17 protein-coding genes are annotated in these 22,002 nt (G+C 60.7%); 11 read left to right on the top strand and 6 right to left on the bottom strand.

The genetic code is table 11. The annotated features are described in order from the left end of the window. Position 1: 1 nt before the first annotated feature. A complete protein-coding gene (locus ACULPM_RS07225; protein ID WP_445331866.1) occupies positions 2-964 on the top strand; it encodes a glycosyltransferase family 2 protein in 963 nt (320 codons plus the stop codon). Between the two features lie 6 nt (positions 965-970). On the opposite strand, the gene ACULPM_RS07220 is transcribed toward ACULPM_RS07225, so the two are convergent. Genes ACULPM_RS07220 through ACULPM_RS07205 form a run of 4 tightly spaced genes read right to left on the bottom strand, consistent with a single transcriptional unit; the run spans position 971 to position 3,721 of the window. Beyond that, the gene (locus ACULPM_RS07220; protein ID WP_445331865.1) at positions 971-1,885 is read right to left on the bottom strand and encodes a glycosyltransferase family 2 protein; all 915 of its coding nucleotides are present in this window, start codon (positions 1,883-1,885) and stop codon (positions 971-973) included. Then, positions 1,875-2,672, bottom strand: coding sequence for a glycosyltransferase (locus ACULPM_RS07215; protein ID WP_445331864.1), 798 nt, complete (start codon positions 2,670-2,672; stop codon positions 1,875-1,877). The genes ACULPM_RS07220 and ACULPM_RS07215 overlap by 11 nt, the downstream gene beginning before the upstream one ends. 9 nt (positions 2,673-2,681) lie before the next feature. After that, positions 2,682-3,029 (bottom strand): DUF2304 domain-containing protein, encoded by a 348-nt coding sequence (locus tag ACULPM_RS07210; protein WP_445331863.1) that lies wholly within the window; start codon positions 3,027-3,029, stop codon positions 2,682-2,684. Further along, positions 3,029-3,721, bottom strand: coding sequence for a glycosyltransferase family 2 protein (locus ACULPM_RS07205; RefSeq protein WP_445331862.1), 693 nt, complete (start codon positions 3,719-3,721; stop codon positions 3,029-3,031). The genes ACULPM_RS07210 and ACULPM_RS07205 overlap by 1 nt, the downstream gene beginning before the upstream one ends. Positions 3,722-3,916: 195 nt before the next feature. Between ACULPM_RS07205 and ACULPM_RS07200 the strand changes: the two genes are divergently transcribed. From ACULPM_RS07200 to ACULPM_RS07170, 7 genes are all read left to right on the top strand, one after another. Next, positions 3,917-5,281, top strand: coding sequence for a coiled-coil domain-containing protein (locus tag ACULPM_RS07200; RefSeq protein ID WP_445331861.1), 1,365 nt, complete (start codon positions 3,917-3,919; stop codon positions 5,279-5,281). Between the two features lie 479 nt (positions 5,282-5,760). Next, the gene (locus tag ACULPM_RS07195) at positions 5,761-8,274 is read left to right on the top strand and encodes a L,D-transpeptidase (RefSeq protein WP_445331860.1); all 2,514 of its coding nucleotides are present in this window, start codon (positions 5,761-5,763) and stop codon (positions 8,272-8,274) included. Positions 8,275-8,388: 114 nt separating this feature from the next. Then, positions 8,389-9,369 carry an ATP-grasp domain-containing protein gene (locus tag ACULPM_RS07190; protein WP_445331859.1) on the top strand — a complete coding sequence of 327 codons (981 nt, stop codon included), beginning with the start codon at positions 8,389-8,391 and terminating at the stop codon, positions 9,367-9,369. An 8-nt stretch (positions 9,370-9,377) separates the two neighbouring features. Next, positions 9,378-10,736, top strand: coding sequence for a sodium/glutamate symporter (locus ACULPM_RS07185; protein ID WP_445331858.1), 1,359 nt, complete (start codon positions 9,378-9,380; stop codon positions 10,734-10,736). Positions 10,737-10,757: 21 nt separating this feature from the next. Next, entirely contained in the window at positions 10,758-12,035 is a 1,278-nt protein-coding gene (locus ACULPM_RS07180; RefSeq protein ID WP_445331857.1) for an ATP-grasp domain-containing protein, read from the top strand. Position 12,036: 1 nt separating this feature from the next. Next, positions 12,037-13,167: a dTDP-4-amino-4,6-dideoxygalactose transaminase gene (gene rffA / locus ACULPM_RS07175; RefSeq protein WP_445331856.1), complete on the top strand. Its 1,131-nt coding sequence runs from the start codon at positions 12,037-12,039 to the stop codon at positions 13,165-13,167. A gap of 130 nt (positions 13,168-13,297) precedes the next feature. Next, on the top strand, positions 13,298-16,762 hold the full coding sequence (locus tag ACULPM_RS07170) for a CotH kinase family protein (RefSeq protein ID WP_445331855.1): 3,465 nt from the start codon (positions 13,298-13,300) through the stop codon (positions 16,760-16,762). Positions 16,763-16,810: 48 nt separating this feature from the next. Here the strand turns inward: ACULPM_RS07170 and ACULPM_RS07165 are convergent, their stop codons facing one another. Together ACULPM_RS07165 and ACULPM_RS07160 are read right to left on the bottom strand one after the other, a co-directional pair. After that, positions 16,811-17,209: a DUF2304 domain-containing protein gene (locus ACULPM_RS07165; RefSeq protein WP_445331854.1), complete on the bottom strand. Its 399-nt coding sequence runs from the start codon at positions 17,207-17,209 to the stop codon at positions 16,811-16,813. Positions 17,210-17,219: 10 nt separating this feature from the next. Continuing rightward, the gene (locus ACULPM_RS07160; RefSeq protein WP_445331853.1) at positions 17,220-17,921 is read right to left on the bottom strand and encodes a glycosyltransferase family 2 protein; all 702 of its coding nucleotides are present in this window, start codon (positions 17,919-17,921) and stop codon (positions 17,220-17,222) included. Positions 17,922-18,072: 151 nt separating this feature from the next. Here ACULPM_RS07160 and ACULPM_RS07155 point away from each other — a divergent pair, with 151 nt between their 5' ends. The 3 genes from ACULPM_RS07155 to wecB all read left to right on the top strand — a co-directional run bounded on the left by ACULPM_RS07155 (position 18,073) and on the right by wecB (position 22,001). Further along, positions 18,073-19,500: a hypothetical protein gene (locus ACULPM_RS07155; protein ID WP_445331852.1), complete on the top strand. Its 1,428-nt coding sequence runs from the start codon at positions 18,073-18,075 to the stop codon at positions 19,498-19,500. Positions 19,501-19,594: 94 nt separating this feature from the next. After that, positions 19,595-20,914: a nucleotide sugar dehydrogenase gene (locus tag ACULPM_RS07150; RefSeq protein ID WP_445331851.1), complete on the top strand. Its 1,320-nt coding sequence runs from the start codon at positions 19,595-19,597 to the stop codon at positions 20,912-20,914. Between the two features lies 1 nt (position 20,915). Further along, positions 20,916-22,001 carry a non-hydrolyzing UDP-N-acetylglucosamine 2-epimerase gene (wecB, locus tag ACULPM_RS07145; protein ID WP_445331850.1) on the top strand — a complete coding sequence of 362 codons (1,086 nt, stop codon included), beginning with the start codon at positions 20,916-20,918 and terminating at the stop codon, positions 21,999-22,001. Position 22,002: the final 1 nt, after the last annotated feature.

Genomic DNA, 22,002 nt, shown 5'->3' with positions numbered 1-22,002 from the left:
AATGCAGGAGCCGCTCGTCACTGTCCTCGTCTCCGTCTACAACCACGAGAGCTACATCGAGGAGTGCCTGAGGAGTATAGCCGCACAGAGGGTGGACTTTCCAATCGAGGTCCTCGTCGGGGAGGACTGCTCGACGGATGGTACGCGCTCGGTTCTCCGGCGTCTGGAGCCGGAGCTTCCGTCATACTTCACCATCCTCTATCGCGAGAAGAACATGGGATCGGTGGCAAACGGCGAGGACCTCTACTCCCGCACGCGCGGCAAGTACCTCGTCGACTTCGAGGGCGACGACTTCATGCTCTTCGACGGCAGGCTCCAGAAGCAGGCCGACTTCCTCGAGTCGCACCCGGACTACACGGCTGTCTCCTCGAACAGCCTCGTCGTGGGGGCTGACTCACGGCCTAACGGCGAGAAGTACCCTGAGTGCCATGACGAGGAGTACTCTTGGAAGGAGTACTTCTACAGCTGCATGCCTGGTCAGAGCGGCTCGATCATGTGTCGAGCTCAGGACTACTTTGCTGCGCGGGACAACTTCGTCGCGCTCAAGAGCTACGACTCCTATCCGGGCGATCGTCGGAACGCCTTCCTTTGGCTCTGCATGGGTCGGGTCCGCTGCTTCCAGGAGCAGTGGAACGCCTATCGTCACATCAAGAGGGGCGGTTCGAGCTACTCCGCCACAACAAGGGTCAACGAGGATTACGTCAAAAACGAGATCCAATTCGGTCGTACCCTTGTCGTGTATGCGGACCGTTATGGCGCCGAGGATGCTCGCCGCACCGCGAGGCTCACGTGGTATCGCCTTCGGCTCAAGTGGGCGTTCTCAAAGCTTGGGAGCGAGCGTCCGCGGCAGGTTCTGCGCGAGCTTATGGGGGAAAGGGGCCGGGTTGGCCTGCTGCTCTCGCCGCTTCGGTGGTACGGGGTGCTTGGCGTGCGCACGCTCTTGGGAAGGAGCGCCACGCTGTAGCCTGTGCTAGAGCCTGCCCAGTAGGAGGAGCAGGCGTACGGCGGCCTCGCCGACGAGCGTCTGTCGGAGGCGATGCGGATAGAGCGCCTTGCGAAGACGGTGGCCCCTTGCGCAGAAGAGCTCGAGGGTCGCGCGTCGCTCGTCCGTCATGACGTCACCGTACTCGTCGAAGAGCTTCTCGAGCTGTCCCGAGATGGGGGAGAGGCGGTTGGCGTCAAGGGCCTCCTTGAGGCGGTGGATTGCAAGTTTGACGCCCGCGCCTGTGGGGCTCACGTTCTCCCCGGTGCGCCGGTACTCGACCGAGGGCTCCGGATCGTAGACCAGATGCCCGAAGCAGGCGCAGAGCAAAGCGATCCACCAGTCGTGATAGAAGACGCGCTCGGGCCCGCTCTCCAGGACAAGCCTGGCGAGAGACTGGTTGATGGTCGTGACGTTGCCGGAGCAGCAGTTCTCAAAGAAGAGCCCTTCGAAGCGAGGCACAAAACGACAGAGATGCGAGACCCCCTGGCGAACGAGGGTGCCATCACAGTAGTTGACCTCGGTGTAGTGAAGGAGCGGGGCGCCGCTCGGGTACTTCCCTAGGGCGCTTATGGCCCGCTCGACCTTGTCGGCGTGCCAGACGTCATCCTGGTCGCAGAGGACGACGTAGTCTGCACGGTCGACCACCGCTGCGATTCCCAGGTAGAAGGAGCTTGTCACGCCGACGTTCTGCCCCCGGTCGACCTCTATGAGCCCCCTCTTCTCATAGTCTGCGAGAAGGGCGAGCGTCCCGTCGCTCGAGCCGTCGTCGCGCACATGGACGAGCATGTTTGGATACGCTTGGGCAAGGATGCTGTCTATCTGTTCTTTGAGATAGCGCTCGCCGTTGTAGGTGGACATGACAACGGCGACGGCTGGATGCGATGACGTGCTACTGGCCATTGCTCTTTTGTCCTTGAGAGTATATGAGGTTGATGAGGTGTGCGATCGGACTCGGCCAGAACCTCTTGAGCATCTCGAGATCCTCGTGAGTGCGGGTGTTGTCCCTGATGAGGGCCGAGGTCTCCGAGCCCTCGTGGATGCGGTGGTGCATGAGTATTTCGGAATCATAGACGAAGGAGCCGTCAAGGCGGGAGAAGCGCTCCCAGGCGTCCCAATCAAGGTCGCTCTTCATTCCCGTGCGGAACGGGGGCGAGGGGAGGGCGGGGAGATTCAGGGTTACCGAGGGGCAGCAGATGGAGGACCCGAGCGAGAGGATACGCCGCTTCGTGTGTGTGGAATCGGAGGAGCCTCCTGCTTTGACCATGGGGAGGAGGAGCCTGCGCTTGATAGAAAGAAGCCGGTTGTCATCGACTTCCTTGCCGTTGCGAATCTCCCCGTAGTTCGTGAAGAAGATGAGCGGTCGTTCCGCGCGGTTCATTCCCCCGAGTGCGCGCTCGGCATAGGCGGGTGCGTAGGTGTCATCCTGATGGGCTACGGTGACCAACGGGGTCGTGGCACAGCTAATCGCAAAGTTCCAATCAGATGCGATTCCAGGATCGCTCGGGTTTACGAAGAGGGGAACCCCCGCGTTCGACGCGGCGGCCCTGATGCGATCGTTGGGCGTGGAAGTGGCCATCAGGACGCTTGTCCTCGTCGTCTGGGCCATGAGGGAGGAGAGACACTCCTCGAGGTAGGGACTCTCGCCATAGGCACACAGAACGAAGGTGTGGTCGGAGGGGGAAAACATTGCCCCCCCCTAGCGCGATGTTTTGCTCGAGGAGGAGTCGCGTAGCGCAATCTCTTGCGCAAGCTCCTCGACCTTGTGCTTGAGCAGGGATATCTCGCATGAGTCGCTGTGGACTTTCATGAGCAGGAGCGCCACGATGACGAGAAACACAAAGTTACTGGGAGACATGAACCCGAGCAGGTTGGAGCAGAAGATGACAATCTGGGGGAACACGGCAAGAACGAGGAGGACGACGGCCGCAACCACCCAGAAGATGGCGTCATCCATGAGAATCTTCGATTTCTTGATGCGTCCTATGACGATCCACACGGCGAGTGCGGCGCCGAGGATGAGAAGGAGTCTGAGGGTGATGGGCATTACAGCCCTCCTTTGCGGAACCATTGGAAGAGGAGGATGGAGAGGCAGGTGCGCGCCATGTAGCGAATGGAGCTCCCAAACTTGAGATAACTCTCGCCGCCCTGTCGATCTTGCATCTGGGCGGGAATCTCGACGACCTTGCATCCCTGGCGTGCGGCAAGGGCGATGGTGTCTGGCTCCGGGGCGCAGTCGAACCCCGTTGCAAAGTATTCGATCATGCGGGCGCTATACATGCGCATGCCCGAGGTCGGGTCGGTCAGGGAGACGTGCGCGGTCGCCTTGATGAGCGCAGAGATGAGCCTCGACCCTATGGCGCGCATCCCCGTGAGCTTTTCCCCGTTGAGAATGCGCGAGGCGATCACAATGTCTGCGTGCTCGCGCTCAAGGGCGCTCGCCATGATGGGAATGAATCCTGGCAGGTGTTGTCCGTCTGCGTCATACTGGATGGCGGCGTCGTATCCGTGGCGCTTCGCGTACTTCATACCCGTACGGAAGGCTGAGGCAAGGCCGGTGTTGACGGGTAGGGTTACCCCATTGAAGCCGTGCTCGGCGATAATCGCCCCGGTACGATCCCTGGATCCGTCATTGACTATGAGGTAGTCGATTGTCGGGCATGTCTCCGAGAGCGCCTCGACCGAGTCCGCGAGGCATGCCTCCTCGTTATAGGCGGGAATGATGACAAGAACCTTCATGTATCGTCTTTCGTCGGTTGCAGAGGAACTTTTAGTCTAGCATGCATCGAAGCCATCCGGACGCCCGCCTCGGAACGTTCCACGAAGGGGCCGCTGGCGTGCCGGTCCTGTGAATGGCATGGTCTTGGGCTATGATAAACGGGACTATATCGTCTTTTCGCGCAGCTCATCGAGCGCGCTATAGAGGGGTGCCGAATGAGAATCGGGCGTACCTGTGCCGCCGTTGCCGCTGCCCTGGCCCTGACGTGTGGGGCCGCCACTGCCCTGCCGTCCCGGGCCTCCGCTGACGCGCAGTCGGATCTTGCCGCCGCGGCCGAGCGTCTTGAGAGCCTTGGCGTCCAGCTGGGCGAGCTCCAGGACCAGCTTGCCGTGGCGACGGCGGACTCCGAGGAGCTTGATGCCGCCGCCGACGCCAAGGGGGAGGAAGTGGTGGCGGCCCAGGAGGAGCTCGCGTCGCGTCGCGCCGACCTCTCCGAGGACATGCGCCAGAACTACAAGGTGGGTGCATCCTCCATCCTTGACTTCCTCCTCAACTCAAGCAGCTTCGAGGACTTCGTGAACCGGACCTACTATGTGGAGAAAATTCTGAGCGATCAGGCGAGGACCATCGACTCTGTGAAGGCCGCCGCAGACAGACTTGCCCAAGAGCAGGCGGAGCTCGAGACAAGGCAGTCTGAGCAGCAGGCGAAGGTCGATGAGCTCATGGGCCTCGTCGAGGAGTACCAGGGCACCGTGGAGGAGGCGGCTTCCGTCTACAATGCCCTGGACGAGCAGGCTAAGGCCGAGTTGGTGGCCGAGCAGGCGCAGAACGAGAGCGTGGTCACGGCTGTCGAGGCTGTCGAGTCCGCGAACGCGGACGTGGGGGAGCTTCAGCAGGCGGATTCAAATCGTGAGGACACAAAGGACCCGGAGTCTTCTGGTGGACATTCCTCCGAGGAAGACGCCGGTTCGGAAGAGCCCGGTGCCGACGCGCAGATTCCCGACTATTCCGGGCCCGTCGACAGCGACCCCACCTATAGCGATGGCCCGCTGACGGGCACGCGCACGCGCGACCCATATCTCGATACCGTGACCTGGGCGGGCGATACCGAGTACATCGACGCGCTTGCCGCGCGCGCCGCGAGCATCGGGAGCAGCACGAGCTACTTCATTGCCTTCGACAACGAGCTCTGCCGTTTCATCGTCTTCCAGCGTTCGGGTGGCAGCTGGCAAGCGGTCAAGCTCTGGAACTGCAACGGGGCCAAGAACACCTACTCCGGTGTCTGGACCGTTGTGCACAAAAAGATTTGCAACTGGGCAGACGAGTACTTCGGCAAGGGCCTCAACGACTGGTCGACCTGCTACATCGAGTCCTATTCCAGTGACAGCTACGGGTACCTCCGCTACGTCCCGGGGAAGGGGTACGAGGATTGCGCGGCAGTGCACTCGACCGGCGAGACGACAACCGGTTGGACAAACCGCGGCTGTGCGGGACTTCAATGGGGGAGCGCCAAGTGGGTCTATGACAACATTCCCATTGGGACGACGCTTTGGGAGTTTAGGTACAGCGATGTCTTCTAGTAAGATTCGTGATATCGTGGTGGCGGGTTACGGAAAGTAAGTTATAATGACCGCTGCTTAGCCCCATAAACGGAATTCAAACGACAGCCGGGGTCGAGAGGATTGCCAGTGCGTCCGAAAGGGCGCATGGAGGGGATGGAGCACCTATGCCTATGAACAGGAAGCCTTGCGTTCTCGCGGGCCTGATGGCGACGCTCGGCCTCGGCGCGACGCTCGTCGCTGCGCCGACCGTTGCCCTGGCAGAGACTGCGGTTGCTGACAATGCAACCCCACAGACGATTTCGACGGAGCAGGGCGTTGAGCGCGATACGCCGTCAGCTGCCAGCGATCGTCCGGATGGTATGCCCGTCGTGGATGAGGGGACCGATGACGGCGTTGTCCCTGATGTCCCAACTGCTTCCGGGACCGCTGACCACGTGACAGAGGATGGCGGCAGCGAATCTGTCGATGTGCCGGAGGCAGACGTACCGGAGACGGACGTGCCCCAGCAGGAGGATGGCCCCTCTCTCGGGGAAGACGTTCCGGGGCAGGTCGACGATGAGCCCGTCGACACGGAGGACGCGGTGGGCTCGGTCCCGTCGACGGGCGACAAGGAGATTGCCCCCGTTGTTCCGAACGAGGTCCTGTCATCGGCGGATGGGGCCGAGGCGCAGGCGCCCGAGTCTGTTGCCGCCGACCTTCCCCAGGCGTCGCTTCCCGAGATTGGTTGGGAGGGAGACTCCTACTGGGATGGCACGGTCAACGAGGACGGTACCGCGAAGGCCTATACCGGCTGGGTGGTTGATGACCACGAGGGCAAGGGCCTACAGCGCTACTGGGTCGAGAACGGGGAGAAGGTCACCAACAGGGTATTTGAGATTGGTGACGGTACCTTTGGCTATGCTCTCAGCAGCTGGGTTTTGCGCGGGGTGAGCGACGTCATCGACGGGCTCGTCTACGTTGCCAACAACGATGGCGTCCTGCTCTCGGCCGGCTGGCATGTGGGCGACTACGGCCAGGGCCTGCAGCGCTACTGGATCGACGCCGGGGAGCACGCGGCGGTCGTGGGCTACGACGACGGGTCGGAGGGCGCCGGCAACTGGGCGCACTACACCACCTCCGGGGGCTACGTCCTGCGCGGCGGCGCCGACCTCTCCTCCTCCTCGCCCGAGGACGACGGGATGTTCTACGCCGACAACGACGGGCGCCTCCACACCTCCGGGTGGCTCGTGACCTCCGCCTTCGGGCAGGGCCTGCAGCGCTACTGGTTCGAGGGCGGCAAGGTCGCCTCCGTGGGCGTCCACAAGACGGGCGCCTCCTCCTGGACCTACACCACCTCGAACGGCTACGTCCTGCGCGGGTACCTCCCCGTGGGCGGGCTCGTCTATCTCGCCGACAATGACGGCAACCTCGCCGGCGGCGCCGCGGGCGGCTGGGTCGTCTCCGACGACTTCGGCCAGGGCCTGCAGCGCTACTGGATCGACGCCGGGGAGCACGCGGCGGTCGTGGGCTACGACGACGGGTCGGAGGGCGCCGGCAACTGGGCGCACTACACCACCTCCGGGGGCTACGTCCTGCGCGGCGGCGCCGACCTCTCCTCCTCCTCGCCCGAGGACGACGGGATGTTCTACGCCGACAACGACGGGCGCCTCCACACCTCCGGGTGGCTCGTGACCTCCGCCTTCGGGCAGGGCCTGCAGCGCTACTGGTTCGAGGGCGGCAAGGTCGCCTCCGTGGGCGTCCACAAGACGGGCGCCTCCTCCTGGACCTACACCACCTCGAACGGCTACGTCCTGCGCGGGTACCTCCCCGTGGGCGGGCTCGTCTATCTCGCCGACAATGACGGCAACCTCGCCGGCGGCGCCGCGGGCGGCTGGGTCGTCTCCGACGACTTCGGCCAGGGCCTGCAGCGCTACTGGATCGACGCCGGGGAGCACGCGGCGGTCGTGGGCTTCTCCAACGACGGCTGGGCGCACTACACCACCTCGAACGGCTATGTCCTGCGCGGGAAGATGAAGACCTCCAACGGCTTCCTGCTTGCTGATGACAATGGGTGCCTTGCCGAGGGCAAGTACGCAGCGGGAATGGTCGTCACCGATGCCTTTGAGGGCTCCCTTGAGAGGTATTACCTCGTGAAGGCATCCGATGGCCACCTCTATACTAAGTCTGGGCACATCGAGTACGGAGGGCGCCACTACTACGGCTCGCCTGATACGGGCCAGATTCTGCGCGGCAAGCTTCGCTACGGAAACGGAATGCTGCTCGCAGACAACGATGGCGTGCTGGCCTGGACCGAAGGCTGGCTCGTTACCGACATCTACGATGGCGTGCTGCAGCGCTATCGTATTGACACCGCTCCTGGTGACGGCCTTATGGGCGCGCGAATCGGCTTCTTTACTCTCGGCGGCAATGATTACTATGGCCGTGAGGATGAGGGCTATGTCGTCATCGGCCTCTATATCGCTCCCTCTGGCAAGGCGTATTACGGAGACAACGACGGTGTTCTGACGACCATACCGCTCTCGCAGGTTGCCATCAATCTCTGGAACCGCATCAAGAACGTTTCGAGCGCCACACAGTACCTGATTGCCGTCGACTGTGAAAACTGCCACACGGTTGTCTTCCAGGGGAGTGCGGGCAACTGGACCCCCATCTTCGACTGGCTCTGCGGCGTTGGCCTTCCCCAGTACAACAATGGCCAGGGGACCATTCGCGGCGAGTGGACCATTGGCGGCAACAACTCCTACTGCAACTGGACGGATGACCCGGACTTCTCCGAGTGGGGCGATCCGTATACCTGGCAGACGACCTACTTTGCCAAGGATGACATCAAGTGGTACACCAACTTCTGCCTTGATCTTGGCTTCCACTCCACCATTGGCTGGGATGGCGGATACAGCGATCCCAACCAGATTGGCAAGAAGATTTCCCATGGGTGCATCCGCCTGCTCGAGGAAAACGCCAAGTGGATTTACTACAACGCCGGTTATGGCACCAAGGTCGTGACGGTCTAGCCTAGCTTCATCCGGACTTAACGCGCGGCGTCCGAGCAGCTCTCGGACGCCGCGTTTCAGCCTGTATTAAACTATCTGGGTCCACAGAAGACTATTCAGGAGGTCTTTCAGCACATGTCCACCGTCCTCGTTACCTCGCTCGGCTCTGTCGCGGGCGACATCACCATCAAGACTCTCAAGCGCCTCAATCATCGCGTCGTCGGAACCGACATCTATCCGCGAGAGTACGTCCCCGACGCCCTTGAGGTCGGTGCATTCTATCAGGCCCCCTATACGATGGACGTCGAGAACTACCTCACCTTCATCGAGGATGTCTGCGCTCGCGAGCGTGTCGACTTCGTCTTCCCTATGACCGACCTCGACATTGACGTCTTCAACGCCAACCGAGAGCGCCTTGCCAAGACGGGCGCCACCTTCTGCATGTCGCCCAAGAGCGCGCTTGACACCATCCGCAACAAGAAGACGCTCGCGGAGTTCATCAACGAGCGCTGCCCGCAGATCAAGACCATCACCACGCTCAGCCTGACCGAGTGCCAGGACGGCACGCCGTTCGGCTATCCCGTCATCGTGAAGCCCTACGACGGGCGCAGCAGCATCGGTCTCTATCGCATCTACAACGAGTACGACTGGGCGGCGGCCATGGCAGCCATCGAGGAGCCGGAGCGCTACATCGTCCAGCCCTTCGTTGAGGGGCCGATCGTCATGTCTGAGATCGTGCGTAACCCCGAGAGCGGCAAGACCGTCGTCGTGGTGCGCGAGGAGCTCCTCGAGACGAGCAACTTCTGCGCCATCACCGTGCGGATGTATCACGACGAGGACCTCGAGGCGCGTAGCCGCGAGCTCGCCGAGGCGCTCGACATCCGCGGCAGCGTGAACTTCGAGTGGATCCTCGACGCTGAGGGAACGTACCACTTCGTCGAGTGCAACCCGCGCTTCTCGGCGGGCGCCGAGTTCACCGTCATGAGCGGCTATGAGCTCATCGACAACCACCTCCGCTGCTTCCAGGGCCGTGACATCGAGGACTACACCTACCGTCACCAGATGATCATCGCCCGCAAGTACGAGGAGTACATCACCAAGATCTTCGAGGACTAGGGGATACCGTGACCGTCACAGACTTCCTGCTCGACTTCTGCATCATGTCCGGCCTGCTCCTCGTGTCGCACGTCATCCGCACGCGGGTGAGGCTGTTCCAGAACCTCTACATCCCCGCACCGCTCATCGCCGGCTTCCTCGGCCTCTTCCTCGGCCACCAGTTCCTGAACGTCCTTCCGTTCTCCTCTGCCATCTCGGACTATGCGGGCGTTCTCATCTCCGTTGTCTTCGGAACGATGTTCCTCGGCGAGCGACGCAAGGTCTCCTTCGGGTCAATGGTCAAGAAGGCGGGCGACTCATTCTTCGTGAACGGTGCCGCGGAGATCGCGCAGTTCGGCATCTTCATCCTCATCGGCGTGCTCGTGCTTCCGCTCATCTTCCCGGGCATCAACGAGTCCTTCGGTCTCATGCTCCCGGCTGGCTTCGCAGGCGGCCATGGCACCGCAGCCGCCATGGGCGGCGTCTTCGCCGAGCATGGCTGGGACGAGGCGACGAGCATCGGCCAGGCATTTGCGACCATCGGCCTGCTCGGCGGCATCGTCTTCGGTGTTGCCCTCGTCAACCTCGGCACGAGGAAGGGCTACACCCGCGTGCTCAAAAAGGTCGAGGAGCTCCCCGAGGAGATGCGCGTCGGACTCAACCCGCCTGAGAAGCGCGAGTCGCTTGGTGATGACACGGTGAACTCCATCTCCATGGACTCGCTCACGTGGCACGGTGCGCTCGTTCTCGCGACCACGGGGCTTGCCTATCTCATCAATCACGGTCTCGCCATCGTTCTGCCCCAGATTGCCTTCCCCACCTACGGCATCGCCATCATCTGCGGCATCATGCTGCAGGCCGTGCTTCGCGCGCTCAAGCTGGATTCCTATGTCGACAAGCGTCCCATCACGCACATCTGCAGCTGCACCACCGACTACCTCGTGGCCTTTGGCGTCGCCTCCATCAGCATCAACGTCGTCGTCAAGTATGCGGTCCCCATTGCCGTGCTCGCGGTGCTCGGCTTTGCCTGCGTGTTCTTCTTCCACTTCGTCATCGCGGGGCACTTCCTCAGGAACTGCTGGTACGAGCGAAGCCTCTTCATCTTCGGCCAGTGCACGGGTGTCCTCGCCACGGGTGTCCTCCTGCTCCGCGTCTCCGACCCCGAGTTCAGGACCGGGGCCCTTGGCGACTTCGGTCTGGTGTGGCTCTTCTTCACCATCGTGGACGCACTGCTCGTGGCGCTCACCCCGACGCTCCTGCTCGCCGGATGGGGACTTCCGGCGGGAATCGTCATCACGCTGCTCGCTGTCGTCTTCCTGCTTCTGAGCTGGAAGATGTTTGGCGTGAGGAAGTTCAATGCGGCCGAGGGCGTTCCAGCCGAGGAGTAGGGAAGACCGGGAGGTAGGACGTTGTCGCAACATAAGCTGCTCATCCTTGGCTCGACCTCCGAGTTCTCCTCGCTGGTCGAATGCGCTCGCGAACGGGGGATCGCCACCGTCGCCTGCGACGGCTATTCCGACGGCCCTGCCAAGGCACTCGCGGACGAGCGCTTCGACGTGAGCGTCTACGATCACGATGCCGTCGCGGAGGTCTGTCGCGTGACGGGTGTCGACGGCATCATCACGGCGTTCTCTGACAACCTCGCCGAGCAGGCGTCGGCAATCGCGGAGAAGGCGGGGCTTCCGTTCTACCTCCCTTCGAGGCGCCTCGCCATCTTGCGTGACAAGACGCGCATGAAAGTCATGTTCGACGAGCTGGGGGTGCCCTACCCAAAGACAGCCGTCGTGCGGCGTCAGAGCATCCGCGAGGACCTGTCGACGCTCTCCTTTCCCGTGGTGACCAAGCCGCTTAGTGGCTGGGGATCCCGCGGCGTCTACCTGCTGAACGCTCCCGACCAGGTTATCGAGCGATTCGACGAGGTGGCGAGCTATTCTGACGCCGACAGTATCATTGTGGAGGAGTACAACGACGGCTACGAGCTCAACATGATGAGCTGGGTCGTCGATGGCAAGCCCGTCGTGCTCGAGATCGCGGATCGCGAGAAGACCTATGACGTTCCGTTCGCCATCCCGCACGTGAGCAGGATCGTCTACCCGAGCCTTCTCATTGATGCCGTCATCGACGCCGCCCGTGACATCGTTGGCCGTGTTGCGCGCTATGTCGGCCTTGAGAACGGCCCGCTCTGCATGCAGTTCTTCTGGAAGCCCGGTCGTGGGATTCAGGTGTGTGAGTGCGCCGGCCGTGTCTTTGGAACCGAGCACGAGATGCTCGAGTATGCTACCTTCGGCAGGCTCACGGTCGAGGACCTCCTCATCGACACCGTCTATGAGCCCGAGCGTCTGAAGGAGAGACTGGCGGGGCACGACCCGCATCTTGACAGGGTGGCGTGCGGCCTCTTCTTCCACGGGAGGGAAGGAAGGATTGCCTCTATCGAGGGCGTTCCATCCCCGGAGACGGATCATCGTGTAGCCGATACGCTTGTGTACTATTTGGTCGGGGAGGACATCCGGCGCGGCGCCCAGCCCTACGTGATGCGGACCTACCTTGCCGCCGCGTCGCGTTGGGAGCTCGACGAGCTGACCGACAAGATTAACGTTTCGTTCTCCGTGCGCGACGGAGACGGCGTCTCCCTCCTGCTTCATAATGAGCGCATGGCATATGAGATCGCCTCCGAAGAGGAGAGATGACATGATCGACTTCAACATCCCGCCTTACGTGGGCACCGAGATGGACTACGTTCGCGAGGCCGCCGAGAAGAACCACAAGATCTGCGGTGACGGCCCCTTCTCCCGCAAGTGCCACGCCTGGATGGAGGAGCGCTTTGGGGCGGAGAAGGTCCTGCTCACCACGAGCGGCACCGCGGCGCTTGAGATGGCAGCCGTGCTCTGCGACCTCAAGCCCGGCGACGAGGTGATTCTCCCAAGCTTCACCTTCTCATCCACGGCTACGGCCTTCCAGGCGATGGGCGCCACGCTCGTCTTCGTGGACATCCGCCCGGATACCATGAACATCGACGAGACCAAGATCGAGGATGCCATTACGGAGCGCACCCGCGTCATTGTGCCCGTGCACTATGCCGGCGTCGCCTGCGAGATGGACGAGATTGTCCGCATAGCCCGCAGGCACGGGCTCATCGTGGTCGAGGATGCCGCCCAGGGCGTCATGAGTACGTACAAGGGGCGTGCGCTGGGGACCATCGGCACCTTCGGCTGCTACTCCTTCCACGAGACCAAGAACTACTCGATGGGGGAGGGCGGCGCCCTCGTCATCAACGACCCGGCCTACATCGAGCGAGCCGAGATCATCCGCGAGAAGGGCACCAACCGCTCCCTCTTCCGCCTGGGGCAGGTGGACAAGTACACGTGGGTCGACCGCGGCAGCTCCTACCTCCAGAGCGACCTCAACGCCGCCTATCTCTGGGCCCAGCTCGAGAGGGCGGATGAGATCAACGATGACCGCCTTGCCACATGGCATGCCTATTACGAGGCCTTTGCGCCGCTCGCCGAGGCGGGGAGGGTCGAGCTTCCCGTGGTGCCCGAGGGGTGCGTGCACAACGCGCACATGTTCTATCTCAAGGTGAGGGACCTCGAGGAGCGCACGGCCTTCATCGAGCACCTCAAGCAGCATGGCGTCATGGCGGTCTTCCACTACGTGCCGCTGCACAGCTCGCCGGCCGGCCTCAAGTTCGGCAGGTTCCATGGGGAGGATGCCTACACCACGAGGGAGAGCGACCGGCTGGTGAGGCTGCCGATGTACTACGGATTGGGAGAAGAGGATAGGGACACTGTCATCGAGGCTGTGAGGTCATTCTATGAATAGCATGAATTCCCCCCGCATTGCCCGAGCCGCCTGTCTGGCCTCACTTGGCCTCGCCCTGCTTGTTCCGTGTGTCGCGCACGCGGATGATATGTATGCAGAGACGTCGACTAATGTCGAGACGTCCGGCGGCATGGAAGCTCTTGTCGACCAAGGCGTGACCCACGACTCTGATAATGTCGTTGCGACCGACTCAGATGCGGCCAATACGACTGATAATGAGTCCAGCGATGTGCCGATTGCCGAGGGCGATCCAACTCAAGCGCTTGAGGAGGATGAGACATCGGACAATCTGACATCATCCGATGCCTCGTCGCCCAGTGAGGTTGAATCGCCTTTGGAGGCCTCTCCGGATGAGATGGCGGATGACGAATCTTCGGTCGCTTCCGATGATAGCCTCGAAGACCTCGAAGAGGTTTCGGGGGTCGATGACGAGGAAACCAATGCCTCTGTGGAGACTGAAGCGGAGGTGGTCCCCTCCGACGGCTGGGCTCAGGAAGACGGCGGATGGTCCTATTATCAGGACGGAAAGAAGGTCTCCAACGGCTGGGTTGTCAGCGATGCCTTTCCCGAGGCGGCTGGTCAGGGCCTTCAGCGCTATTGGCTCGGCGCGGACGGCACTCTCGTAAGAAATCTCCTCATTGACACGCTGGATGGATATTGGGCCTATGCGCGTCCCGAGGGCTATGTGGTGCGCGGCCGCTATGTTGCGGGGGACGTCATCTACTTCGCAGACAACGACGGGAAGCTCCTTTCTCCTGGATGGAACGTCACGGGCGAGTTCACCGGAGGAGCTCTGGAGCGCTACTACATAGATCCGGATCTCCACGGGGCAGTGGTGGGATGGTCCGATGACGGGACGCACTACACCAAGGAGGACGGCACCACGCTGAGAAGCGGTACGGTGACGGCCGACGGCATGGTGTGGGCAGATAACGACGGAAACGTCCAGCAGTCTGGCTGGCTCGTCACCGATGACTTTGGGCAGGGACTGCAGAGATATTGGATTGAGTCTGGCAAGGTCGTGACGTCCGAGCTCATTAAGGCATCGGATGGATGGTGGGCGTATGCCCGCCCAGAGGGCTATGTGGTGAGGGGCAAATACACGGACCCCGATACGGGGTATGTGTATCTTGCGAACAACGACGGCGTGCTCGAATCTCCCGGCTGGGTCGTTACCGATGAATATGGCGATGGCCTCCAACGCTACTATGTCAACGCCACCTCCCATGCCTGTCAGCCTGGCTATTCAGGAGATGGCTGGGATCATTACGTCACGCGTTACGGCTACGTGCTGCGAGGCAAGCTGGCAGAGGGCGACACCGTCCTTCTCGCCAATAACGATGGCTTGCTCGAGCAGACCGCTGGGTGGGTTGTGACCGGAGCCTATGACGGGGGCAACCTCCAGAGGTATTGGCTTGAACGGCAGGAGGACGGCTCTCTTCGCGCGAAGACCGGGTTCTTCACGATTGATGGCCTTCAGTTCTATGGGATGCCCGACCAGGGCTATGTCCTGCGCGGCGGCAGGGTCTTTGGCGCCGACCGCGTGTTTGCGGACAACGAGGGAATCATCAAGTCGGAGGGCTGGCTCGTCACGGATTCCTTTGGCGACGGCCTCCAGCGCTACTGGTTCTCTGGGTCTAAGGTCGTCGCCGGGCTCATCAGTGAGGATGAGTGCGGATGGTGGGCGTTCGGCACCCAGAGGGGCTATGTCGTTCGCGGTCGCTGGGAGGACCCTGAGACCGGCCTCGTCTACCTCGCGGACAACGATGGCCGCCTTGAGAATCCGGGGTGGCTCATCACCGGGGCGTACGATGGTGGCGAGCTGCAGCGCTATTACATCGACGAGAAGACCCACGCATGCCGTGCGGGACTATTCTCCGTGGGGTCCGAGAGCTATCTGGGTCTTGGGCGCGTTGGCTATGTGCTCCGCGGGACGCGCGTGGAGGGTGCGACCACGTGGCATGCTGACAATGACGGCATGCTCATTCCCACCTTCGCCGCGTCGGTGGGGGAGGACGAGAAGGCGCGGGTTGTCGCGACCTTTGTTGGAAACACCCCGTATCTCTTCTTACCTGCGCATGCCGACTTGGGCGACGTCGTGCTTTCGTTCGGGGACTTTGCGGGCTCTTCCAGCCTGCTCTTCTCGATAAACGGCGGCGACTTCAAGAGGATGGAGAGTGGTTCCTCCTTTGATTTGACGAGCCTCGCGTCGCGTGACGGGGTCAGGACCATTTCGTTCAAAACGTCCTCCGGAGCTCGTACGAGGACGCTCGCAATCATGATGTCCGCCAACGTGCGTGCCATGTATCTGGTCAGCGAAGACCCCGCCAACGAGGGGCGCCCGTTTGTCGACGGCAGCCCCGATCACTCGGCAAAGGCAAAGGGGCACATGCTCCTCGTTAATCCTGACGGCTCAGTCGTCTATAACGGGGAGCTGAGCCAGATCAAGGGCAGGGGAAACACGACCTGGAGCGCGAGCGACAAGAAGCCCTACCAGATCAAGCTCGACAAGAAGACCGACCTGCTTGAGACGGGAGACGAGGATAACGAGGCAAAGACCTGGGTGCTCCTTGCCAATGCGAATGACGCCACCCTGCTTCACAGCACTGTCGCATATCAGCTTGCCCAAAAGCTCGGTCTCGATTTCACGCCTGAGTGTGCGCCTATCGACCTCTATTATGACGGCGAGTATCGGGGGAGCTATCTGCTGAGCGAGAAGGTCGAGATTAACGGGGGCAGGGTCGACATCCACAAGCTCGAGGACGATATCGAGGAGGCGAATCCCGACGTCGACCTCGACGAGCTTCCGACCGCTCAGGCGATAAACAAGTACGGCCAGACGTTCCAGTATGTGGTCGGGGTCAAGAATCCCGCAGATATCTCCGGGGGATACCTCACCGAGTTCGACACGGCGTATTACAAGTCAGAGCGATGCTGGTTCATGACGTCGGTGGGTGCCTTCGTGGTCAAGGAGCCCGGGAATCTCTCCTATGCCCAGATGCTCTATATCAGCGAGCTGATGCAGGAGGCAATTGATGCTGCCGGAAACGGGGGCGTCAACCCCAGCACGGGGAAGTCACTCGATGAGTATGCCGACGTGGAGTCCCTCTCCAAGCTGTACTTGATGAATGAGTTCGCCAAGAACGTTGACTTTACAACCTCCTCCGCCTACTACTATCTGCCTGGTTCTGCTGACGCTGAGAATGGCGTGAAGCAGGTCTTCTACGGTGGCCCTGTCTGGGATTTCGACGCCTCTTTCGGCATCAGAAACGAGAACCCGGAATTCCCCAATCCTAAGGGGTTTGTCATTGGGAATTGGTTTACCGCTTCTTCTCAGGTGCAGGAGCTGACTAAGAGGGAGTTTGTCAACATCCTTACTCCGTTGATCGAGGATCTGGTACGGCCGTCGGGAGGCTTGGACTCGCTGGTAAACGAGGTAGGCGCTTCCCAGGCGATGAACGAGGTGCTTTGGGGTCTGACGTCATTCCACAACTGCAATGACCCGTATCCGACGTATCGCGAAAACGTCGAGTATTTCAGAAACTGGCTCATCGCTCGACTTGACTGGCTCTCTGCCAACGGATGGTCTGCATAAGGGTCCTGTCTTTGGGTCGGAGATGCGCTCCGAGCTGCCCTGAACGCCCTAGTCGCGTTCAGGGCAGCTCTCATATCGGCGGGTATCCGAGGCGGAGGATGACTCGTGCAGCTCCTCAATCTGCTTTTCGGCAAGGGCAAGACGCTGGGTGAGTGTCTTAATCGCGCTGGCCTGCTTGCTCACGATGGAGCTGAGGGCAAGCGTGATGATGAGGAGAAAGCACAGCCCGGCAACAAAGACGAAGTTGGAGAAGACCTTGAAGCCCAGAAGATAGGTGAAGTCGCCTACTTGCTTGCTGAAAAGACAGATGAGAAGCATGGCGACGGAGAGAGCAAGCCAGAGCAGGGAGTACTTGAGGGTGAGACGTCCCTTCGAGACGAGTCTGAGCACATACGCCATGAAGGCAAGGCAGAGCAGCGGAAAGATAACGTTGTAGAGCATGTTCATGAAGCCGCCTCTATCCTTTGTGGCGTGGTGTGCTGGTAAGGGCCGAGATGACGATGGCAAGCGTCACCTTAACCATGTAATAGATGCTCGAGAGCGCGGAGATCGATGAGGTTCCTCCCTGTCGCTCGTGCATGATAACGGGAACCTCGTCTATCGCAAGCCCACGCTTCATCGCGGTCACGATGGACTCGGGCTCGGGGTAGTCGACCGGGTAGTTCTCGCAAAAAAGCTCGATTGCGCGCCTGCCGCAGGCCCTGAAGCCAGACGTTGGATCGGTAATGGCTTTTCTGCAGAACAGCCCTATCCACCAAGAGAGCCATCTGATTCCAACGCGCCTGAGGGCGGTGGACTGAAACCCCTCGGTCTTCTCGAGATAGCGCGATCCGATAACGAGGTCCGCGCCTTCGGACACCCTCTCAACCAGAGCGCTGACATAGCGGGCGTCGTGCTGCCCGTCCCCATCAAATTGGATGTCTACGTCATAGCCGTGCTGTCGTGCGTATAGATGACCCGCCTGAACGGCACCGCCAATGCCCAGGTTGCGCGGGAGGTCCAAAACGTTGATGCCGTGCTCGTGGCAGAGCGCGAGCGTACGGTCGTGCGACCCATCATTAATGACAAGGTAGTCAAAGCCTGCGGCTTTGACGTTCTGGACGACGGAAACGATGGACTCTTCCTCATTATATGCGGGTATTATAACGAGAGCGCGCAAGGGTAACCCTTCGTTGTATGGCGGACAAGTGTATCCATACTATCAGGTCGTCTCCAAGACCTAGCCATCTGCTTTGACTTACATACGTACGAATTAATGTAGCGTAGTATTATGTGCCGGATGATGACAAGTGTGCGTGGTTTGGGGCGGCATGAAGAACAAGAAGATACTTATTATCAGCGAGTATATCGCTCCCGTCCAGGCAGTCGCCTCTATCCGATGGACCAAGTTCGCCAAGTACCTCGCAAAGGAGAATGGCTGCGAGGTAACCGTGCTTACCAATGCCAAGAGCTACAAGCGGGGGGTGTTTCAGAGCAAGCCCTATGCAAAGGACCCGGCGCTCGAGAAGGACATGCAGTGGTTTACCACAGTTGAGATTCCCCATTCGGTTGCCCAGGCCTTTTCCAACGCCATTTTCAACCTCGGTCGCAACGCTCTCGATGCCTTGAAGTCTCGCTCTACCGCAGGCGTTCAACGTCATGCTCCAGACACGTCCGCTCAATCCGGCGCTTTGTCTGGCGAGAAAAACCATAAGCTCGACGCTGCACTTACCAACAGCCTGCCTGAGAGGATATACGAGCTTGTTGATGGATGGTGCGGCAGAGCGCTCGTCTGTGCCGGTGCTCGTGCGAGGGTCGAATGGGACTCCTTTGACGTCATGATTTCCACGTACGGTCCGCTCTGGCCGCACCTGCTTGCCGCAGACATAAAGCGTGCACATGGCGGTATACTCTGGGTTGCGGATTTTAGGGACCCAATTGTTAACTCAGTACGGACCGACACCCCGGCCAATCGTCGACTCGCTCGGGAAGTCACCGACCATGCAGATTTGATTACCGCTGTGAGTCAGGGGACGCTCGAGAACCTATATCTTGATGGGACATGCCCGTCGGCCGTCCTCGTTAACGGCTTTGACCCTGATGAAGTGTCCGAGTCTGGACGACGATGTTCGGATGTCTTTCTTTTTGTCTACACCGGTACCCTATATTCGGACAATACTTGCAGAAGCGACCTGTCACCCCTTTTTATGGCAATAGAAGAGGCCTCTAGGAGAGGGTGGCTTGACCTTTCCCGTGTTCGCGTGGAGTATGCGGGGAGCACATCCCATCTCTTCCAGCGCTTCGCGCGGGAGTATCCTGACGTACCCGCCTTCGACCATGGTCTGCTTCCGCGTGACGAGGCCCTGGCGCTGCAGGATCGGGCATCGGCACTCGTTGTTGCCAGCTGGAATAACTCAAATCAGGTTGGCGTTCTTACCGGGAAAGTGTTCGAGTACCTGAGCAGGGATGTTCCAGTAATCGGTCTGTGTTCCGGAGACATCCCCGACTCTAATCTTCGCTGCCTCATCGAGGACTGCGGGGCAGGTATGTGCTATGAAGAGGCGGACAAGGAAACCTACGATGAACTTGTATCGTTTGTTGGCGGGCTCTACCTCCAATGGTCCGAGAAGGGTCTGACGCACCGTGATTCCAGGGCGGCTGAGCGGGTTAGGCGCTATTCGTATCCCGAGCTTGCAGAGTGCCTTGTTTCTTCGATGAGGAGTTGTCGCAGCCCCAACGAATCGCCCCTTTCTTCGTGACGGGGATTGTTCATGGAAACGTCTTGGCAAGCCTATTCGTACCGTAAAATGACCGAATAGGTGTTTTCAGGCATGCGGGCAGGGGAGCTGTCATATGAATACCACTGAGATTAGGCAGGCAATCGAGAGCCGCGCGCTGGTGTGCGGGACGGTTGGCCTTGGTTACGTTGGTCTGCCGCTGGCGGTCGAGAAAGCCAAGGCGGGCTTCAGGACCATTGGCTTTGACGTTCAGCAGGCGAAGGTCGACAAGGTCAACGCCGGCGAGAACTACATCGGCGATGTTGTGCAGGAGGACTTGGCGGAGCTCGTCACCGAGGGCCGCCTCGAGGCTACGACTGACTTCTCCCGCGTCTCCGAGTGTGACTTTGTTGCCATCTGCGTTCCTACGCCGCTGGATATTCACCAGCAGCCGGATACGTCATACATGGAGAACTCGGCTCGCGAAATTGCCCCTTACCTTAAGAAGGGTGTGATGGTGGTCCTTGAGTCCACTACCTACCCCGGCACCACCGAGGACCTCATTCGACCAATCCTGGAAAAGGGTTCCGGCCTCACCTGCGGAACTGAGTTCTACCTGGGCTTTTCGCCCGAGCGCGTCGATCCGGGCAACCTCATCTATAAAACCAAGAATACGCCCAAGGTGGTGGGGGCTATCGGCGCGGAGGCGCTCGACCTCATCGCCAGCGTCTACGAGTCCGTGCTTGAGGGTGGCGTGACTCGCGTCTCCAGTCCGGCCGTCGCCGAGATGGAGAAGATTCTCGAGAACACCTACCGCAACGTGAACATCGGCCTGGTTAACGAGCTCGCCCAGCTCTGTGACCGCATGGGTATCGACATTTGGGAGGTCATCGAGGCTGCCAAGACCAAGCCTTACGGCTTCACGGCGTTCTATCCTGGTCCTGGCCTCGGTGGTCACTGCATTCCACTCGATCCTTACTATCTCTCCTGGAAGGCGCGTGAGTACGGCTTCCACACCTCGATGATCGAGGCGTCCATGATGGTGAACGACCGCATGCCCGAGTACTGCGTGGAGCGCGCCGAGCGCCTGCTCTCCGACCGCTCGCAGAAGGCCATCTGTGGCGCTAACGTGCTCGTCCTGGGGGTGGCCTACAAGCAGGACATCGATGACTATCGCGAGAGTCCAGCTCTTCGCGTGATTGAGTGCCTTGAGAAGCGCGGCGCCAACGTCACCTACTTTGATCCGTGGGTCTCCAGCTATCGCTTCAAGGGCGTTGAGCGCGCCTCCATCCCCGAGCTGACGTCTGGGGCTCTTGAGGCTGCCGATCTCGTTATGGTCACTTGTGCCCATACCAACGTCGACTACGACATGGTGCAGGCTCACGCTCAGGTTGTCTTCGACACCAAGAACGCCATGAAGGCCGTCGAGAAGCGCGACAACATCGAGGTGCTGTAGCGTGGCTTGCCGGGTTTTGACGGTCGTTGGGGCACGCCCTCAGTTCATCAAAGCCGCAGTGGTCTCGCACGAGCTTGCGCGCCGCGGCATCGACGAGGCGCTTATCCACACTGGCCAGCACTATGACTACAACATGTCCGAGACTTTTTTCCGCGAGCTTGACATTCCTGAGCCGCTCAGGAACCTTGGCATTTCTGGCGGGTCGCACGCACGCATGACCGCCCGCATGCTTGAGGCCCTCGAGGACGTCATGATGGGGGAGGAGCCGGGGTGCGTCCTGCTCTACGGTGACACGAACTCCACGCTGGCAGGGGCTCTTGCCGCCGCCAAGCTTCGTATCCCCATAGTTCACGTCGAGGCGGGAACACGCACACACAACCGCGAGAATCCCGAGGAAATAAACCGCGTCTGCACTGACCATGTCGCCTCGCGCCTGCTCGCCTGCACGCGGGCAAACCTCGAAAACCTCGAGCATGAGGGCCTTGGCCCCATCTCCTCCTTTGCGGGAGATCCCATGTTTGAGGCGTTTTCCACCTATCGCGAGCGCGCTGTGGTGCCGCGGCTCGTGAGTATCGTCGATGGCGGTCGGCTCTCGGTTGAGGCGGGGGACTACTACTATCTCACCTGTCATCGTGAGGAGAACACGAGGGACGCGGAGACGCTTCGCGGCATCCTGGATGCCATGGAGGAGCTTGATGCCCCCGTCGTGTACCCGGTGCACCCGCGCAACAAGCGGACGGTGCTCGGGCTTCTTGGCCAGGGTGTCACCAACGTGCTCGCCGTTGAGCCTGTCGGCTATCTTGAGAGCGTGTGGCTTACCAGCAACGCTCGGCAGGTCGTCACCGACTCCGGTGGGCTCCAGCGCGAGGCGTTCTTCGCGGGGGTCAAGTGCACGACCGTGCTTGACTTCGAGGTGTGGCCCGAGACGATGGTGTCAAACAGAAATCTTCTCGCCCGTGCCGAAAGGGAAGACATCCTTTTGGCCATGTCCAAGCCGCAGACTGTCGATTCCAAGTATCAGCCCTTCGGGGATGGTAGGGCGTCGGCGCACATCGTTGACGCAATCCTCGAGCAGTTGGAGGACTAGC

The organism is Thermophilibacter sp. ZX-H3 (assembly GCF_052599055.1).
The sequence above is the reverse complement of the archived record's forward strand: the minus strand, read 5'-3'. Positions and strand labels throughout refer to the sequence as shown.

Coding starts and splice junctions, on each gene's coding strand:
- ACULPM_RS07150 (WP_445331851.1), top strand. CDS start 19,595: ATGAATACCACTGAGATTAGGCAGGCAATCGAGAGCCGCGCGCTGGTG.
- ACULPM_RS07170 (WP_445331855.1), top strand. CDS start 13,298: ATGGAAGCTCTTGTCGACCAAGGCGTGACCCACGACTCTGATAATGTC.
- ACULPM_RS07155 (WP_445331852.1), top strand. CDS start 18,073: ATGAAGAACAAGAAGATACTTATTATCAGCGAGTATATCGCTCCCGTC.
- ACULPM_RS07220 (WP_445331865.1), bottom strand. CDS start 1,885: ATGGCCAGTAGCACGTCATCGCATCCAGCCGTCGCCGTTGTCATGTCC.
- ACULPM_RS07190 (WP_445331859.1), top strand. CDS start 8,389: ATGTCCACCGTCCTCGTTACCTCGCTCGGCTCTGTCGCGGGCGACATC.
- ACULPM_RS07215 (WP_445331864.1), bottom strand. CDS start 2,672: ATGTTTTCCCCCTCCGACCACACCTTCGTTCTGTGTGCCTATGGCGAG.
- ACULPM_RS07205 (WP_445331862.1), bottom strand. CDS start 3,721: ATGAAGGTTCTTGTCATCATTCCCGCCTATAACGAGGAGGCATGCCTC.
- ACULPM_RS07210 (WP_445331863.1), bottom strand. CDS start 3,029: ATGCCCATCACCCTCAGACTCCTTCTCATCCTCGGCGCCGCACTCGCC.
- ACULPM_RS07165 (WP_445331854.1), bottom strand. CDS start 17,209: ATGAACATGCTCTACAACGTTATCTTTCCGCTGCTCTGCCTTGCCTTC.
- rffA (WP_445331856.1), top strand. CDS start 12,037: ATGATCGACTTCAACATCCCGCCTTACGTGGGCACCGAGATGGACTAC.
- ACULPM_RS07225 (WP_445331866.1), top strand. CDS start 2: ATGCAGGAGCCGCTCGTCACTGTCCTCGTCTCCGTCTACAACCACGAG.
- ACULPM_RS07200 (WP_445331861.1), top strand. CDS start 3,917: ATGAGAATCGGGCGTACCTGTGCCGCCGTTGCCGCTGCCCTGGCCCTG.